General features: G+C 57.5%; 17 protein-coding genes. 3 read left to right on the forward strand and 14 right to left on the reverse strand.

Annotated features, from left to right (window positions below; translation table 11 throughout):
• Positions 1-3 precede the first annotated feature (3 nt).
• From crl to gpt, 3 genes are all read right to left on the reverse strand, one after another.
• Complete coding sequence (gene crl, locus KB890_RS09375) at positions 4-402, reverse strand: sigma factor-binding protein Crl (RefSeq protein ID WP_004178681.1); 399 nt, start codon at positions 400-402, stop codon at positions 4-6.
• Between the two features lie 57 nt (positions 403-459).
• Positions 460-1704: an esterase FrsA gene (gene frsA / locus KB890_RS09380; RefSeq protein ID WP_002889742.1), complete on the reverse strand. Its 1245-nt coding sequence runs from the start codon at positions 1702-1704 to the stop codon at positions 460-462.
• Positions 1705-1809: 105 nt separating this feature from the next.
• Complete coding sequence (gene gpt, locus KB890_RS09385) at positions 1810-2268, reverse strand: xanthine phosphoribosyltransferase (RefSeq protein ID WP_002889733.1); 459 nt, start codon at positions 2266-2268, stop codon at positions 1810-1812.
• Between the two features lie 257 nt (positions 2269-2525).
• On the opposite strand from gpt, the gene pepD reads away from it, so the two are divergent.
• Positions 2526-3983, forward strand: coding sequence for a cytosol nonspecific dipeptidase (pepD, locus tag KB890_RS09390; RefSeq protein ID WP_004152033.1), 1458 nt, complete (start codon positions 2526-2528; stop codon positions 3981-3983).
• Positions 3984-4025: 42 nt separating this feature from the next.
• On the opposite strand, the gene KB890_RS09395 is transcribed toward pepD, so the two are convergent.
• Both KB890_RS09395 and dinB read right to left on the reverse strand, forming a co-directional pair.
• A complete protein-coding gene (locus tag KB890_RS09395; RefSeq protein WP_002889727.1) occupies positions 4026-4478 on the reverse strand; it encodes a GNAT family N-acetyltransferase in 453 nt (150 codons plus the stop codon).
• Positions 4479-4480: 2 nt separating this feature from the next.
• Positions 4481-5536: a DNA polymerase IV gene (dinB, locus tag KB890_RS09400; protein WP_002889726.1), complete on the reverse strand. Its 1056-nt coding sequence runs from the start codon at positions 5534-5536 to the stop codon at positions 4481-4483.
• 159 nt (positions 5537-5695) lie between these two features.
• On the opposite strand from dinB, the gene KB890_RS09405 reads away from it, so the two are divergent.
• Positions 5696-6556 carry a glycerophosphodiester phosphodiesterase family protein gene (locus KB890_RS09405; protein ID WP_004178680.1) on the forward strand — a complete coding sequence of 287 codons (861 nt, stop codon included), beginning with the start codon at positions 5696-5698 and terminating at the stop codon, positions 6554-6556.
• 222 nt (positions 6557-6778) lie between these two features.
• Here the strand turns inward: KB890_RS09405 and nqrM are convergent, their stop codons facing one another.
• Genes nqrM through KB890_RS09440 form a run of 7 tightly spaced genes read right to left on the reverse strand, consistent with a single transcriptional unit; the run spans position 6779 to position 12839 of the window.
• The gene (nqrM, locus tag KB890_RS09410; RefSeq protein ID WP_004178678.1) at positions 6779-6994 is read right to left on the reverse strand and encodes a (Na+)-NQR maturation NqrM; all 216 of its coding nucleotides are present in this window, start codon (positions 6992-6994) and stop codon (positions 6779-6781) included.
• 2 nt (positions 6995-6996) lie between these two features.
• Positions 6997-8220: an NADH:ubiquinone reductase (Na(+)-transporting) subunit F gene (nqrF, locus tag KB890_RS09415; protein ID WP_002889720.1), complete on the reverse strand. Its 1224-nt coding sequence runs from the start codon at positions 8218-8220 to the stop codon at positions 6997-6999.
• Between the two features lie 12 nt (positions 8221-8232).
• A complete protein-coding gene (gene nqrE, locus KB890_RS09420; protein WP_004177335.1) occupies positions 8233-8829 on the reverse strand; it encodes an NADH:ubiquinone reductase (Na(+)-transporting) subunit E in 597 nt (198 codons plus the stop codon).
• 6 nt (positions 8830-8835) lie between these two features.
• Complete coding sequence (locus KB890_RS09425; RefSeq protein WP_002889716.1) at positions 8836-9474, reverse strand: NADH:ubiquinone reductase (Na(+)-transporting) subunit D; 639 nt, start codon at positions 9472-9474, stop codon at positions 8836-8838.
• Positions 9467-10261, reverse strand: coding sequence for a Na(+)-translocating NADH-quinone reductase subunit C (locus KB890_RS09430; RefSeq protein WP_004177336.1), 795 nt, complete (start codon positions 10259-10261; stop codon positions 9467-9469). The genes KB890_RS09425 and KB890_RS09430 overlap by 8 nt, the downstream gene beginning before the upstream one ends.
• Complete coding sequence (locus tag KB890_RS09435) at positions 10254-11492, reverse strand: NADH:ubiquinone reductase (Na(+)-transporting) subunit B (RefSeq protein WP_004147186.1); 1239 nt, start codon at positions 11490-11492, stop codon at positions 10254-10256. Before KB890_RS09435 ends, KB890_RS09430 begins: the two co-directional genes overlap by 8 nt.
• A gap of 3 nt (positions 11493-11495) precedes the next feature.
• The gene (locus KB890_RS09440; protein WP_002889702.1) at positions 11496-12839 is read right to left on the reverse strand and encodes a Na(+)-translocating NADH-quinone reductase subunit A; all 1344 of its coding nucleotides are present in this window, start codon (positions 12837-12839) and stop codon (positions 11496-11498) included.
• A 411-nt stretch (positions 12840-13250) separates the two neighbouring features.
• On the opposite strand from KB890_RS09440, the gene dpaA reads away from it, so the two are divergent.
• Entirely contained in the window at positions 13251-13991 is a 741-nt protein-coding gene (gene dpaA, locus KB890_RS09445; protein ID WP_002889699.1) for a peptidoglycan meso-diaminopimelic acid protein amidase, read from the forward strand.
• Here dpaA and KB890_RS09450 read toward each other — a convergent pair.
• On the reverse strand, positions 13962-14729 hold the full coding sequence (locus tag KB890_RS09450; RefSeq protein ID WP_002889696.1) for a class II glutamine amidotransferase: 768 nt from the start codon (positions 14727-14729) through the stop codon (positions 13962-13964). The two genes, dpaA and KB890_RS09450, sit on opposite strands and share 30 nt — an antisense overlap.
• Before the next feature lie 74 nt (positions 14730-14803).
• A complete protein-coding gene (lpcA, locus tag KB890_RS09455) occupies positions 14804-15385 on the reverse strand; it encodes a D-sedoheptulose 7-phosphate isomerase (RefSeq protein WP_004145825.1) in 582 nt (193 codons plus the stop codon).
• Positions 15386-15560 lie beyond the last annotated feature (175 nt).

The following is a 15560-nucleotide window of genomic DNA, read 5'->3' on the forward strand; positions in this document are numbered from 1 at the left end:
CAATCAGGCCCGCAGGCGAACCGGCTCGCTGAAATCGTCGGCCGGTTCCAGCTTCAGATTAAAGGTGGTCAGCAGCGCTGCCGCGCGCTCGTGGAACTCGCGCAGCGTTTTTTCCAGTCTCTCGCTCACTTCCGGGTCGTCAATGTCGACCGCCTGCCATGAACCTTCTTTATTGAACAGGCCAAACTGGTAGCTGTAGGTGAAACGTGACTCTTGTGCTTCCATTTCCATCCACCAGCCCCAGAATTCACGCTTCTCCGGTGCGGGCTTAACATTGACGCAAACTGCCAGGCAATCGAAAAAGAAACGGTTGTCATGGCACTGCTCTTCGCGAATGTAAGGCCCCAGCGCCGTGAATTTCTTGATCAACTTACTTTTCAGGTGTCCACTCGGTAACGTCATTGCGATCTCCTTTAGTGATGCAACTGTTTTACCAAACCAATAGAATTTAGCAATAAATTAACCAAATCTATGATTGATCCAGCGGGCGATCTGTCGCAATGCGTGATCAAAATTGCGATACACCGGGTTAAACGGGATCTCCAGCAGTTTGCCATCGGCAGATGACGAGGTGATTAACCGCGACTCCTCTTCGGGGCTGAACGGATCGTCCTTCCAGAAGCCGGAGAGCATCGGCGTCGGGCAACGGCGCCCCAGCAGTCCCTGGGTTTTTAACGAATAGCGGTTGAGCTCCACGCGTAGCGCTTCATCGGAGGCGTCATGCATGCCCAGCCGCGAAGCCAGCACGTCAAGATACATCTCCGGCACGCGCCCCTGATGCAGGGGATCCACCAGCAGACCATGAACGACCGGGCCCAGACAGGCTACAGCCTTCAGCCGCTGCGGCTCCAGATAGCCCAGACGCACCGCGATATTGGCGCCAAAGCGGAAGCCGAAAGCGGCGACCCGGGTATGGTCAATCCACGGCACATTTTCCAGATGGCGCAGCGCGTGCTGATGCAGCAGGCTGGTGTCCTGATTTAGCGTCCATTTTGACGAGAAGCCGATGGAGGGCATATCAATGGTCAGCATGGCAATGCCGAGCGGTGAGAAGTAGTTCTCATACAGGTTGTAATAATCGGTCTGCAGCGAGTCCAGCCCCCCGCACATCAGCACCGTCGGAAACGGCCCCTCGCCTTTCGGCATATGCAAAAAGCCGGTTATCGGCGAGCCGCCAGGGATGGTGAACTCCAGCTCGCGCAGCGAGCCCGGCAGCCGCTGGGCGGCTTCTTCATACGCCCGGTTGGCTAAAGCCTGCGCCTGTTCCGCCAGCTCATCGCCTTTAATATGCGGATAAGCGGCAATGCTATACAGGTTCGAGGCATGCAGCCAGTGGCGGCCGCTCAGCAAAGGATCGGCTTCCTGCCCGGCCTTTTGCTGCCACTGCATGGCTTCTTTCGCCCACTCGAAGATCCAGTTGCCGCCGCGATAGCCGATGACGGTATCGAACAGCTCAGGATCGGTTCGTTCGGCCTCGCTCATCACAATGCGCGCTTGCACATCGAGGATCTCCTGCGGAGTTACGCCGCGCCAGATCCACATCAAACGGTTGATCAGACGGTACCAGTGATCGACGTGATTGCCGCTCAGCGCCGACTGCATCGCCTGGGGTTTTCCGGCAGAAAACCGACGCACCAGCGTAGAAGTTTCGGGATGTTTGAAGCGAGGTTTAAACAGCGTTTCGCTGAGGTTAGCCTGTGACATGTGCAGTCTCCGTCGTAGTGCCACTCCGGATATTGTAACCTGCTAAAGGATAAAAAAAACCACGCCCGGCAAGCCGGGCGTGGTAAATAGCACTGTCCTGAAGAATTAACGACCTGCGATAGGCGGTACAAACACCACGCCCATATCCCACGGCTGTTCAATCCAGGTATCCTGCGGAATATCCACAACGTAATCGTCCACCAGCGGGCGGCCTGCCGGCTTGGCGAAAATGGTGACAAAGTGCGCTTTGGGATACATTTCGCGGATCGCCACGGCGGTACCGCCGGTATCCACCAGATCGTCGATGACGATAAAGCCTTCGCCATCGCCTTCCGCACGTTTCAGCACTTTCAGCTCGCGCTGGTTATCATGGTCGTAGCTGGAGATGCATACGGTATCAACATGACGAATGCCCAGTTCACGCGCCAGTAAGGCTCCCGGTACCAGTCCGCCGCGGCTAACGGCAATAATGCCTTTCCATTGCTCAACCGGCAGCAGACGGCTGGCCAGTTTGCGGGCGTGAATCTGCAACATGTCCCAGGTGACGACGTATTTTTCGCTCATGTGAAGTGTCCCAGCCTGTGTAATACGGCTTAAATAATGTTCGAGGGGGAAAATGGTTGCGCGAGATTATAGAGATCTGACGCACTAAAAACCAGTGTTAAGCGGTTTGCGCAACGCTTTTTGCGTTGTTTACACTACCTGCGGCGGTGGAAAGTGGTATTCTCAACCCCATCGCGCAAGCCCGGGCTTGTTGTGTATTTTAACGCTAACCCTCGTCCTGCAACCGCTGTATGCAGGAGTCTGTAAGGAGACTTACCGTGTCTGAACTGTCTCAACTATCCCCGCAGCCGCTTTGGGATATTTTTGCCAAGATTTGCTCCATCCCGCACCCGTCCTATCACGAAGAACAGCTCGCCGAGCATATTATGGGTTGGGCAAAAGAAAAAGGCTTACATGCGGAACGCGACCAGGTTGGCAACATTCTGATTCGTAAAGGCGCGACTGCCGGTATGGAAAACCGTAAGCCGGTAGCGCTGCAGGCGCACCTCGATATGGTGCCGCAGAAAAATAACGACACCGTCCACGACTTCGTTAAAGATCCGATCCAGCCGTACATTGACGGCGAATGGGTGAAAGCGCGCGGCACCACGCTGGGCGCGGACAACGGTATCGGAATGGCGTCCGCACTGGCGGTACTGGCCGATGATAGCGTCGCTCACGGCCCGCTGGAAGTGCTGCTGACCATGACCGAAGAAGCCGGCATGGACGGCGCGTTCGGTCTGCAGGCCAACTGGCTACAGGCCGATATCCTGATCAACACCGACTCCGAAGAAGAAGGCGAAATCTACATGGGTTGCGCCGGCGGGATCGATTTCACCTCTAACCTGGCGCTGACCCGCGAAGCGATTCCCGCCGGGTTCCAGAGCTTTAAAGTCACCTTAAAAGGGCTGAAAGGCGGCCACTCCGGCGGTGATATTCACCTTGGTCTGGGTAACGCCAACAAGCTGCTGTCGCGCTTCCTCGCCGGCCACGCCGATGAGCTGGATCTGCGTCTGGTCGATTTCAACGGCGGCACGTTGCGCAACGCCATCCCGCGTGAAGCTTACGCTACTGTCGCCGTCGCCGCGGATAAAGCCGATGCGCTGAAAGCGCTGGTGAATACTTACCAGGCGCTGCTGAAAAACGAGCTGGAGGCCAAAGAGAAGAACCTGGTGGTGCTCGTGGAAGCGGTCGATAACGACAAAGCGGCGCTGACTCAGGCTTCCCGCGACACTTTCATCCGTCTGCTGAACGCCACGCCGAACGGGGTTATCCGCAACTCTGACGTGGCGAAAGGCGTAGTGGAAACTTCGCTGAACGTCGGCGTCGTCACCATGACCGATGACAACGTACAGATCCACTGCCTGATCCGCTCGCTGATCGACAGCGGCAAAGACTACGTGGTCAGCATGCTGGATTCTCTGGGTAAGCTGGCGGGGGCGAAAACCGAAGCCAAAGGCGCTTACCCTGGCTGGCAACCGGACGCCAATTCGCCGGTGATGCACCTGGTACGCGAGACTTACCAGCGTCTGTTCAACAAGACGCCGAACATCCAGATCATTCACGCCGGTCTGGAATGCGGTCTGTTCAAAAAACCGTATCCGGAGATGGACATGGTCTCCATCGGGCCAACCATTACCGGTCCGCACTCCCCGGATGAGCAGGTCCATATCGAGAGCGTCGGTCAGTACTGGACGCTGCTGACCGAGCTGCTGAAAGCCATTCCGGCTAAATAAGCCCCACAACCGGCGGCGGCCCGCCGCCGGTTTTACCCCGCATCACCTTAGCGCCACGCGTTTTTCCATCCGGTAATTAATAAACCACTCCCCGCGCGCCGCCACCCGTTGCTCAGCCACCACCTTAAAACCATGGGCCGTAAAACAGGGCTTTGCGGTAATGCTGGCGTCCACCGTCAGGATTTGCGCTGGATACTGAACGCAGAGCGCCTCGATAAGCGCGCCGCCGATACCCTGGCGGGCACGATCCGGCGAGACGAACAGCAAATCGATATGCGTCCCGATGGCGGTGATAAAGCCAACCGGCTGGCTGTTGACCACGGCCACCAGGCCGATTGAGTCGGCCAGCTTTTGTCGCCAGCGCGTCTCATCCACCTGCGCCCAGGCCGCGATCTGCCCCGGGGTATAGTCCCGACTGGCGGTTTCCCGCACCGCGCGCAGAAAGATCTGGCAGAGCAGTGGCAAATCGCTGTCGCGGTAAGCACGAATATGCATGGCTAAATCCCTAATAAAAGCTGCCTTTCCAGCTGCGGATCGAGCAACGTCACGTGGAGCCCAACCAGGCGCACGCCCCGTCCGCCGCGGCGCTCATCCCAGGCTTTGTGCGCGGTGGCGATCAGATCCTCTTTGTTCAGCCGCGGCCAGACGTGCTCCTGGGTGGTCAGCTGGAAATCATTGAATTTCAGTTTAATGCCCTGGCGGGCGATCAGCAGATCAGGTTTGACCTTCGCCAGTCGCCTCTCCAGCTCGGGATAGAGGTTTTCGATAATCGCTTCGCACTCCGGCCATTCATGTATATCTTCCGCTAAGGTGCGCTCCACGCCCACCGATTTACGCTGCCGATCGTTATGAATTTCCCGCTCATCAATCCCGTGGCTGCGCTCCCACAGAATACGCCCGAATTTACCGAAGCGCTTAAGCAGCATGGCCAGATCGCTGTTCTGCACATCGCCACAGGTTCGCAGGCCCATATTTTCCAGCTTCGCTGCCGATACCTTCCCGACGCCGGGTATTTTCGCCAGCGGCAGCGCCCGCACAAACTCTGCCACCTGATGGGGAGCGATAACGAACTGGCCGTTGGGTTTATTCATATCTGAAGCGATTTTAGCGAGAAACTTCACCGGCGCCACCCCCGCCGAGGCGGTGAGGCGCAGCTCCCGTTCGATGGTCTGGCGGATCTCCTGGGCTATCAGGGTGGCTGACCCGTGACAATGCTCGCTGTCGCTGACGTCAAGATAGGCTTCATCCAGCGACAGCGGCTCAATGCGCGAGGTATAGCGGGAGAAAATTTCGCGGATATGGTTCGAGGCTTCTTTGTAGGCATCAAAGCGGCCAGGAAGCAGCGTGAGGTGCGGGCACAGCTTGAGCGCCGTCGCCGTCGGCATGGCGCTGCGCACGCCAAACTTACGCGCAGGATAGTTCGCGGTACTAATCACGCCACGTTGTACCCGACTGCCGCCTATCGCGAGGGGAATATCGCGCAACGCTGGGTTGTCGCGCATCTCCACCGCCGCAAAGAAACAGTCCATATCGACATGGATAATTTTACGCATCGTCAGACTCAACACTGTATACCCATACAGCATAGCAAAAACAGATGCGAATTTTATGCTTTTTTTATTTCATCGGCTAAAAAAGCGGTTAAAACATAAAACTGCAATAAATTATGTTTATTTTCATTGAGTTAAAAGATAAATCAGGAAGATATAATCATGAAGAAAATACTTACCGCGCTTTGCCTGCTGGCCACCGCCGGCGCCTGGGCCGCTCCACAGCTGATAGCCCACCGCGGCGGCACCGGCGATGCGCCGGAAAATACCCTGCCGGCCATTAAGCTGGCGCTGGAGAATAACGCCGAAGCCATCTGGGTCACGGTGCAGTTAAGCCGCGACGGCGTACCGATGCTCTACCGGTCAAGCGATCTTTCCGCATTGACCAATAGCGAGGGCAAAGTTTCCAGTTTGACCGCCGCCGAGCTGGCGAAAGTCGACGCCGGCTGGAAATGGGGGGATGACAGCCACCCGTGGCGTGGTAAGCAGGCCACCATTCCGACCTTGCAAAGCGTTTTACAGCAATGGCCGCACACTTTTTTCTATATCGATATCAAATCTCCGGATGCCGATCCGACCGTGATGGGCCAGCGCCTGCTTGAAGTGTTAAAAACCACCGATAGCCTCGATCGCGTGCGGGTCTATTCCACCGAAGACCGCTATATCGCCGCCCTGCCGTCAGCCATCCCTCGCTTTGTCACTCGCAGTGAAACCCGCACCAGGCTTGCCAATATTTCGCTCAGCCATCAGTGCCAGCCAGCGAGTCAACGCGATGGTGAGCAGTGGTATGGCCTGGAGCTGAAGCGCAAAGTCGAGGTGGTGGAGAAATTCACCCTTGGCGAAGGGATCTCCCCGGCGACGCTCACCTGGGATAAAGAGGCAATGGATTGCTTCCGCTCGCAGGATAAAGCGCACATTATCTTCTTCGGCATCAACAGTGCGGAAGACTACCGCATGGCGATAGAACTGGGCGCCGACGGGGTGATGGTGGATTCTCCGGCGCAGGCGAAAAGCTGGCAGTAAGGGAGTCAACGGCTAAAAAGGCCGCGAAAGCGGCCTCACATTGCTGGCATGTTGTTGCCGGGTGGCAGCTGGCGCCTTACCCGGCCTACAAAACCGAAGCAGCAGCCCCGGCAAGCGCAGCGCCGCCGGGCACGGAGCCGCTTTATGCCGGGTGGCGGCTGGCGCCTTACCCGGCCTACAAAACTGAAGCAGCAGGTCCGGCATGCGCAGCGCCGCCGGGCATTACAAAATACGCCGCTGCTGACGCTGCGCCTCGCGGGCGAGGCGCTTTTTACGCGCGTCGCACGGTTCCGGACAATCGCAGACTTTCTCCAGCCCCAGCGCGGAGATCCCACCGCAGCTGCCCTGGATGCTCTTGCGCTTCACCAGGTAGCCCAGCGACATGCCGAAGATCACCAGCGCAAAAATCACAAAGGTCGCGATAAATACCGTCAGCATCGTCAGCCTCCAAAGTCGTCGAGGAGAATATTCTCGTCCTCGACGCCCAGATCTTTGAGCATCTTAATTACCGCGGCGTTCATTACCGGCGGCCCACACATGTAGAACTCGCAGTCTTCCGGCGCCGGGTGATCGCGTAGATAGTTCTCGTACAGAACGTTATGGATAAAGCCGGTATGCCCGGTCCAGTTATCTTCCGGCAGCGGATCGGAGAGCGCGACGTGGAAGGTAAAGTTTGGATTGTCGCGCGCCAGCTGTTCAAACTCCTCATCGTAGAACATTTCGCGCAGCGAACGGGCGCCGTACCAGAAGCTGATTTTGCGCGTGCTGTGCAGGCGCTTGAGCTGGTCGAAAATATGCGAACGCATCGGCGCCATCCCGGCGCCGCCGCCGATAAACACCATCTCGGCGTCGGTTTCTTTAGCAAAGAACTCGCCAAACGGCCCGGAAATCGTCACCTTATCGCCCGGCTTCAGCGACCAGATATAGGATGACATGATCCCCGGCGGCGCATCCGGGACCTTCGGCGGCGGCGTCGCGATGCGCACATTGAGCATAATGATGCCCTTCTCTTCCGGATAGTTAGCCATTGAGTAGGCGCGCAGGGTCGGCTCTTTCACCTCAGAGACATAGCGAAACAGGTTGAACTTATCCCAGTCTGAACGGTATTCATCGGGAACATCAAAATCTGCATAGGCCACTTTATGCGGCGGGCATTCAATCTGAATATAGCCCCCGGCGCGAAACGGCACCACCTCCCCCTCCGGGATCCGCAGCTTGAGCTCTTTAATGAAAGTGGCTTTGTTATCGTTAGAGATAACTTCACACTCCCATTTTTTGACGCCGAAAATCTCTTCCGGCAGTTCAATCTTCATGTTCTGCTTCACCGCCACCTGACAGGCCAGACGGCAACCGGCTTTGGCATCCCGCTTGGTAATATGCGAAAGCTCGGTCGGCAGGATATCCCCGCCGCCCTCTTTAACAGTTACCCGACACTGGCCGCAGGAGCCGCCGCCGCCGCAGGCGGAGGAGACGAAGATCCCGTTGCTGGACAGCGTGTTCAGCAGTTTGTCACCCGCAGGGGTGCGGATCTGTTTATCCGCTTCGTTATTGATCTCAATAACCACGTCGCCCGCGTTCACCAGCTTTGAGCGCGCTGCCAGGATAAGCCCCGACAGCACCAGCACAATCAGCGTGAACATCACGACGCCAAGAATAATTTCCATACTTATTCGCCCTTATAGCTGCACGCCGGAGAAGGACATAAAGCCCAGCGCCATTAGTCCGGTGGTGATAAAGGTGATCCCTAACCCGCGCAAACCGGCAGGCACGTTGGCGTACTTCATTTTTTCGCGGATCCCCGCCATCGCCACGATCGCCAGCATCCAGCCAATGCCGGAGCCGAAGCCGTAGACGATGGACTCCGGGAAGTTGTAATCGCGCTGCACCATGAACGACACGCCGCCGAAAATCGCACAGTTAACCGCAATCAGCGGCAGGAAGATGCCCAGCGCGTTGTACAGTGCCGGAAAATACTTATCGAGGATCATCTCGAGGATCTGCACCAGCGCGGCGATCACTCCGATAAAGGTGATGAAGTTAAGAAAGCTGAGATCCACCCCCTCAACCAGCGCGCCGTCGCGCAGCACCAGGTTATAGACCAGGTTATTGATTGGCACGGCAAGCCCCAGCACTACCGTCACCGCGACGCCGAGGCCGAAGGCGGTGGAGACCTTTTTCGACACCGCAAGAAAGGTGCACATCCCGAGGAAGAAGGCCAGCGCCATGTTCTCAACGAACACCGCGCGGACAAACAGGCTGATGTAATGAGCCATCACCGATTACTCCTTTTCCTGCTGCTCAGGCTTCCAGCTACGCAGGGCCCAGATCAGCAAACCGATAATGAAGAACGCGCTCGGCGCCAGCAGGAACAGGCCGTTCGGCTGATACCAGCCGCCGTTCTGCACCGTTTCCAGCACCGTGATACCGAACAGCTTGCCGCTACCGATAAGCTCGCGCAGGAAGCCGACGATAATTAGGATCGCGCCATAGCCGAGACCGTTGCCAATACCATCCATAAAGCTCGCCAGCGGCGGCGACTTCATGGCGTAGGCTTCGGCGCGGCCCATCACGATGCAGTTGGTGATGATAAGCCCGACGAATACCGACAGCTGTTTGGAGGTCTCATAGGCGAAAGCCCGCAGCAGCTGATCCACCACGATCACCAGCGAGGCGATGATCGCCATCTGCACGATGATGCGCACGCTATTGGGAATATGGTGGCGGATCATCGAGATAAACATGCTGGAGAACGCCGTCACCAGGGTCACCGCAATGGTCATCACGAAGGCGGTTTCCAGTTTGGTGGTTACCGCCAGTGCGGAGCAGACGCCCAGCACCTGCAGGGCGATGGGGTTATTGGCGATGAGCGGCCCCACCAGCACGCGCTTCACCTCTTTCATATCGCTCTGTTCAGCCATTATTCAGCTCTCCCTCACGAACCTTTTTCAGGAACGGACCAAAGCCCAGTTCGCCCATCCAGAAATCAAAGCTATGCTGTACGCCATTGGACGTCAGCGTGGCGCCGGATAAACCGTCAACCGCGTGGAGATCGCCTGCGCGCGCGCCGCCTTTCACCACCTTCAGCGCCGGCATACCGTTGTCATCCAGCACCTGCTTGCCGACAAACTGCTGGCGCCAGTTCGGGTTTTCCACCTCGCCGCCCAGCCCCGGCGTTTCGCCCTGATCGTAGTAAGTAATGCCTTTTACCGTGCGGCCATCGACGTCCAGCGCCACGAAGGCATACATCATCGACCACAGGCCGTTGCCATAAATGGGCAGCACCACCTGCTCAATCTTCTGCTGCGCGTCGCGCACCAGGTAAATTTCCGCCAGATTACTGCGTCGCTTTATACCAGCCGGATCCTGACTGGCATCCAGGGCCATACTCTGCTGCGGATCCTTCAGCGCCTGAGCCTGATTAAATTTACCCGGGTCTTTCTCCAGCAGTTCGCCGGTGGCCAGATTCACCAGTCGCGGGGTAATGCGCGCCGCGAAGGTGTCCGCTACCGCATCCGCATCCATACCGGGGTGCATCAGCCCTGACACTGCCAGGATATTGCGCTGCTTATCCAACGCCCGCTGCGCCTGCTGGCGGGATTTCAGCCCCACGGCCGAGCCCGCCACCACGATGGAGCAGACCAGACAAAGCACCAGCACCACCAGCAGCGTTTTGCCGATGCTATCGTTACTTTTCTTCTCAGCCACGCGACTTCCTCCGCTTAATATTGGCCTGCACCACCAGATAATCGAACAGCGGTGCGAAGAGGTTGGCGAAGAGGATCGCCAGCATCATCCCTTCCGGATAAGCCGGGTTCACCACGCGGATCAGCACGCACATCACGCCGATCAGCACGCCGTAACTCCATTTCCCTTTATCGGTAAACGAGGCGGATACCGGGTCCGTCGCCATAAACATCATCCCGAAGGCGAAACCGCCGAGCACCAGATGCCAGTACCATGGCATAGCGAACATCGGGTTGGTGTCGGAGCCGATAACGTTAAACAGGGTGGCGGTGGCGATCATGCCGATCATTACCCCGGCGACGATGCGCCAGGACGCGACGCGGCCAAAGAGGATGATCGCCCCGCCGATGAAGATCATCAGCGTTGACACTTCGCCAATTGAGCCGGGAATATTGCCGAGGAAGGCATCCATCCAGCTCACCGGCACGCCAGTCGCCACGTTCACCAGCGCTTCACCGCCGCCGCTGGCCCACTGGGAGAGCGGCGTGGCGCCGGAGAAACCGTCCGCCGCGGTCCATACGAGGTCGCCGGAAATCTGCGCCGGATAGGCGAAGAACAGGAACGCGCGCCCCGCCAGAGCCGGGTTGAGGAAGTTGCGCCCGGTGCCGCCGAAAATCTCTTTGGCGATCACCACGCCGAAGGAGATCCCCAGCGCCGCCTGCCACAGCGGCAGCGTGGGCGGCACAATCAGCGCGAAGAGAATAGAGGTAACGAAAAAACCTTCGTTAATCTCATGCTTGCGCACAATCGCGAACAGCACTTCCCAGAAGCCGCCGACGATAAAAACGGTGATATAGATCGGCAGGAAGAAGACCGCGCCCAGGGTCATCATGCTCAGCCAGCCGGCGTCGGCACTGAAGCTCACCCCTAACCACTGGGCGACGCTGTAGTGCCAGTTGTTGGCGATCGCCTGCTGCAGCTGTTCGGCGCCGTATAGCTTGTGCAGCGCCGGAATGGTCTGCAGCCCAACGTTGTACATGCCCCAGAACATCGCCGGGAATACGGCAAACCACACGAGGATCATCATCCGCTTCAGGTCGATGGCGTCGCGCACGTGCGCCGCGCCGCGGGTTACCTGGCCCGGCGTGTAGAAGATGGTCGCCGCCGCCTCATACAGCGGGTAATATTTTTCCAGCTTGCCGCCATGCGTGAAATGCGGCTCAAGTTTCTCAATCAGGTGCTTTAAGCCCATCTCTTATCCTTCCTGCTCAATCCGGGTTAACACGCTGCGCAGCGCCGGGCCATATTCATACTTTCCAGGGCAAACATAGGTGCACAGCGCCAGATCTTCTTCATCCAGCTCCAGACAGCCCAGCGCCTGAGCGCTGTCGGTGTCTCCGGCCAGCAGATCGCGCAGCAGTATGGTCGGCAGGATATCCAGAGGCATCACCCGCTCGTAGTTGCCGATCGGCACCATCGCCCGCTCGCCGCCGTTGGTATCGGTGGAAAAATGAAAGCGCTTGCGCTTGAAGAAATGGCCCAGCGTGGTGCGGGTAATCGAGAATTTCTCTTTGCCCGGCATCACCCAGCCGAAGAGCTCTTTTTCCCGCCCTTCTTTGACCACGCTCACCTGCAGATGGAAGCGCCCCAGGAAGGCGTGAGGGCCATGGGCGCGGGCGCCGCTAAGCACCGAGCCGGAAATGACCCTGTTTTCCCCCTCCTGCAACTCACCTGCCAGCAGATCCTCCAGGCTGGCGCCGAGCGTCGTTTTGACCAGCCGCGGAGATGTTACCTGCGGGCCGCCGAGCGCAATTATCCGTTCGCAGTAGAGCTCCCCGTCGAGGAAAAGCTTACCAATGGCGATCGCGTCCTGATAATTGAGGTGCCAGACCTGCTTATTCAGGCTCACCGGCTCCAGAAAGTGAATATGCGTTCCCGGCAGCCCCGCCGGGTGCGGCCCGCTGAACTGATTGAAACAGACCTGGCCGAGAGGATGACCGCCCAGCTTGCCGCCGCTGGGCTGGCAGACGTGCACTTTCCCGTCGGTCAAGCGCGTGAGCACGGTAAGACCGGCGTCGAAGGCGGCACGTTCGGCCAGAATAATCGGCTGCGGCTCCGCCGCCAGCGGATTGGTGTCCATGGCGTTAACAAAGATAGCGGCGGGCGTGCTCCCCGGGAGCGGCGTTTTGCTGAACGGTCGGGTACGCAGCGCCGTCCATTGGCCCGACGCCAGCAGCTGCTGCTGTACGGTGTCGCGCGGCAGTTCGGCCAGCGCGTCCGCGGCGTAACGGGTAAACGCCACCGCGTCATTGCCCTCGATATCAATCACCACCGACTGCAACACGCGCCGTTCGCCGCGGTGGATCGCGCTGACGATCCCGCTCGCCGGGGCGGTAAAGCAGACGCCAGGGATCTTTTTATCTTCGAACAGGATCTGACCTTTTTTGACCCGATCGCCTTCTTTAACCGCCATCGCGGGACGCATGCCAACGTACTCTTCGCCGAGTAGCGCGACGCGCTTCACCGCTGGCGCGGGAGAAATCTGCTGTAATGGCATGCCAGCTATGGGCAAATCCAGCCCTTTCGTGATTTTAATCATATCGTTAGCAGGTATCCGTAACCTCAACCCCGACGCAGGTCAGGGCCAGCTTATTGACAGAATGGCAGAGAAGAAAGGGCGAAACGGCGCCAGTAGCGCTCAGGACGGAAGAGAAGCATACTTTCTTACTCTGATGATGAACCGGCGCAAGTGTAACATTTCGTGAGCGGCGGCTGTAGCGCAAGGGGCGATAAGTGCTTCTAAAATGCGAGCTATTGCGCAAAGTTCTCACTGTGTTTTCGTCGCTGGCAGGGTATAAAGTGAGGCTGATTTGTAAACGCCGCCACGTCGCCCTTGCGAAAAAATGCCGTGATGCTAATGTGAGCGCTCTAAATCCAGAAAACTCTGATTTCGGGTCTCTCTTGCCGTCCTGGCAATGTGGCTATTTTGTTTTATCAAGGAACAAGCAGTATGCGCAAAATCGCATTATTTATTGCGATGCTTCTGTTGCCGTGCGTGTCATTTGCCGGGCTGCTCAGCAGCAACAGCCCGACGACGCCGGTAAGCAAAGAATATAAGCAGCAATTAATGGGTTCACCGGTTTACATTGAGATCTTTAAAGAAGAGCGCATGCTCGACCTTTACGTCAAAATGGGTGAAACCTACCAGCTCCTCGACAGCTACCGGATCTGCAACTACTCCGGTGGCCTCGGTCCGAAACAGCGCCAGGGCGATTTCAAGAGTCCGGAAGGGTTCTATAACGTCACCCGCAGCCAGCTCAAACCCGACAGCCGCTTCTATAAAGCGATAAACATCGGCTTCCCGAACGCCTACGATCGCGCCCATGGTTATGAAGGGAAATACCTGATGATCCACGGCGACTGCGTCTCAGTCGGCTGCTACGCCATGACCGACAGCGGTATCGATGAGATCTTCCAGTTCGTGACCGGCGCTTTAGTCTTCGGCCAGCCAAGCGTGCAGGTGAGTATCTATCCGTTCCGCATGACCAACGCCAACATGGAACGCCACAAATACTCCTACTACGCGGATTTCTGGAAACAGCTCAAGCCTGGCTATGACTATTTCCAGCAGACCCACAAACCGCCGGTCGTATCAGTGACCGACGGCCGCTATGTGGTGAGCAAGCCGCTCAGCCACGAGGTTGTCCAGCCGCAGCTGGCCTCAAACTACACGCTCCCCGAGACAAAATAACGCCCACTCGCCTGGCATGATCTTATGCCAGGTTTCATTGGCCGTCAGCGGCTGCGTGGCGATAACCGTGACCACATCGTTGGGTGTGGTCTCGCGTTGAAAGTCGATCTCCACATCCTGGTCCAGCAGTTTTGCCACGCCGAACGGCGCTCGCCGGGTGATCCAGTGCAGATTGGTCGAGCAGAACGCCATTACGTAGCGCCCGTCCGACAGCAGCATGTTGAACACCCCTTTCTCACGTAGTTCACCCGCGAGGGTGGCGATATACTTGAAAACGCCCAGCATATTGCCCGGCGTGCGCGGATAGCGCTCGGTTAAACGGTGCAGCAGCCAGCAAAACGCTTTTTCACTGTCGGTTTCACCTACCGGATGAAAATTACCGGTTTTCAGCGACTTATAGCCTTTTAGCTGCCCATTGTGCGCATAGGTCCAGTTGCGCCCCCACAGTTCGCGGGTGAAGGGATGGGTGTTCTCCAGGGCCACCCTCCCGCGGTTGGCCTGACGAATATGGGCGACGACGGAACAGGACTTAATGGGGTAATCCTGAACCAGTTTCGCGATCGGCGACTGAAAGCTCGGCTGGGGATCCTTGAATGTGCGACAGCCTTTACCTTCATAGAAGGTGATGCCCCAGCCGTCTTTATGCGGCCCCGTCCCGCCGCCGCGCTGCACCAGCCCGGTAAAGCTAAAACAGATATCGGTTGGCACATTGGCGCTCATCCCGAGCAGTTCGCACATAGATCACCTCACCCTCACAAATCACGACGGCGCCGGAGCGAGGCCACCGTCAACAGTACACACTCACCTGCCTGTTAGCCTTTCGCCATCTCTTTTTCGATCAGCATAATCAGAATGTGGATCACTTTGATATGGATCTCCTGGATGCGGTCGGCGTAGCCAAAGTGCGGCACGCGAATTTCAACATCAGCGCTACCGGCCATTTTACCGCCGTCTTTACCGGTCAGGGTGATCACTTTCATCCCCTGCGCCCGCGCGGCCTCAATGGCCTTAATCACGTTGCCGGAGTTGCCAGACGTGGAGATACCGAGCAGCACATCGCCTGCGCGGCCAACGGATTCAACGTAGCGGGAGAACACATACTCATAGCCAAAATCATTGCTCACGCAGGAGAGGTGGCTGACGTCGGAGATCGCGATGGCCGGGTAACCCGGGCGGTTTTCGCGATAACGTCCGGTCAGCTCTTCCGCAAAATGCATCGCATCGCAATGGGAACCGCCGTTACCGCAGGACAGCACTTTCCCACCCGCCTTAAAGCTATCCGCCAGCAGGACAGCGGCACGCTGGATAGCATGGATATTGGCTTCGTCCTGCAGAAAGTTAGCCAGCGTTTCCGCGGCTTCGTTCAGTTCGTTACGAATAAGATCCTGGTACATGAGGATAATCCTTCAGTATGAGTGGAATAACCCCGGCAGTGTACCGGATAGCCGTCGAAGCGAGAAGCAGCAGGCAGCGTTATCCCTCGCTCTTTTGATTTTATGTGCCGCTTTTGCATACAACAATGTGAGCAAGGTTGTAATTATTTTGTAAACACATTGCTAAATAAAAACG

It is taken from the genome of Klebsiella sp. P1954, from assembly GCF_018199955.1.
Classification (GTDB): domain Bacteria; phylum Pseudomonadota; class Gammaproteobacteria; order Enterobacterales; family Enterobacteriaceae; genus Klebsiella; species Klebsiella pneumoniae.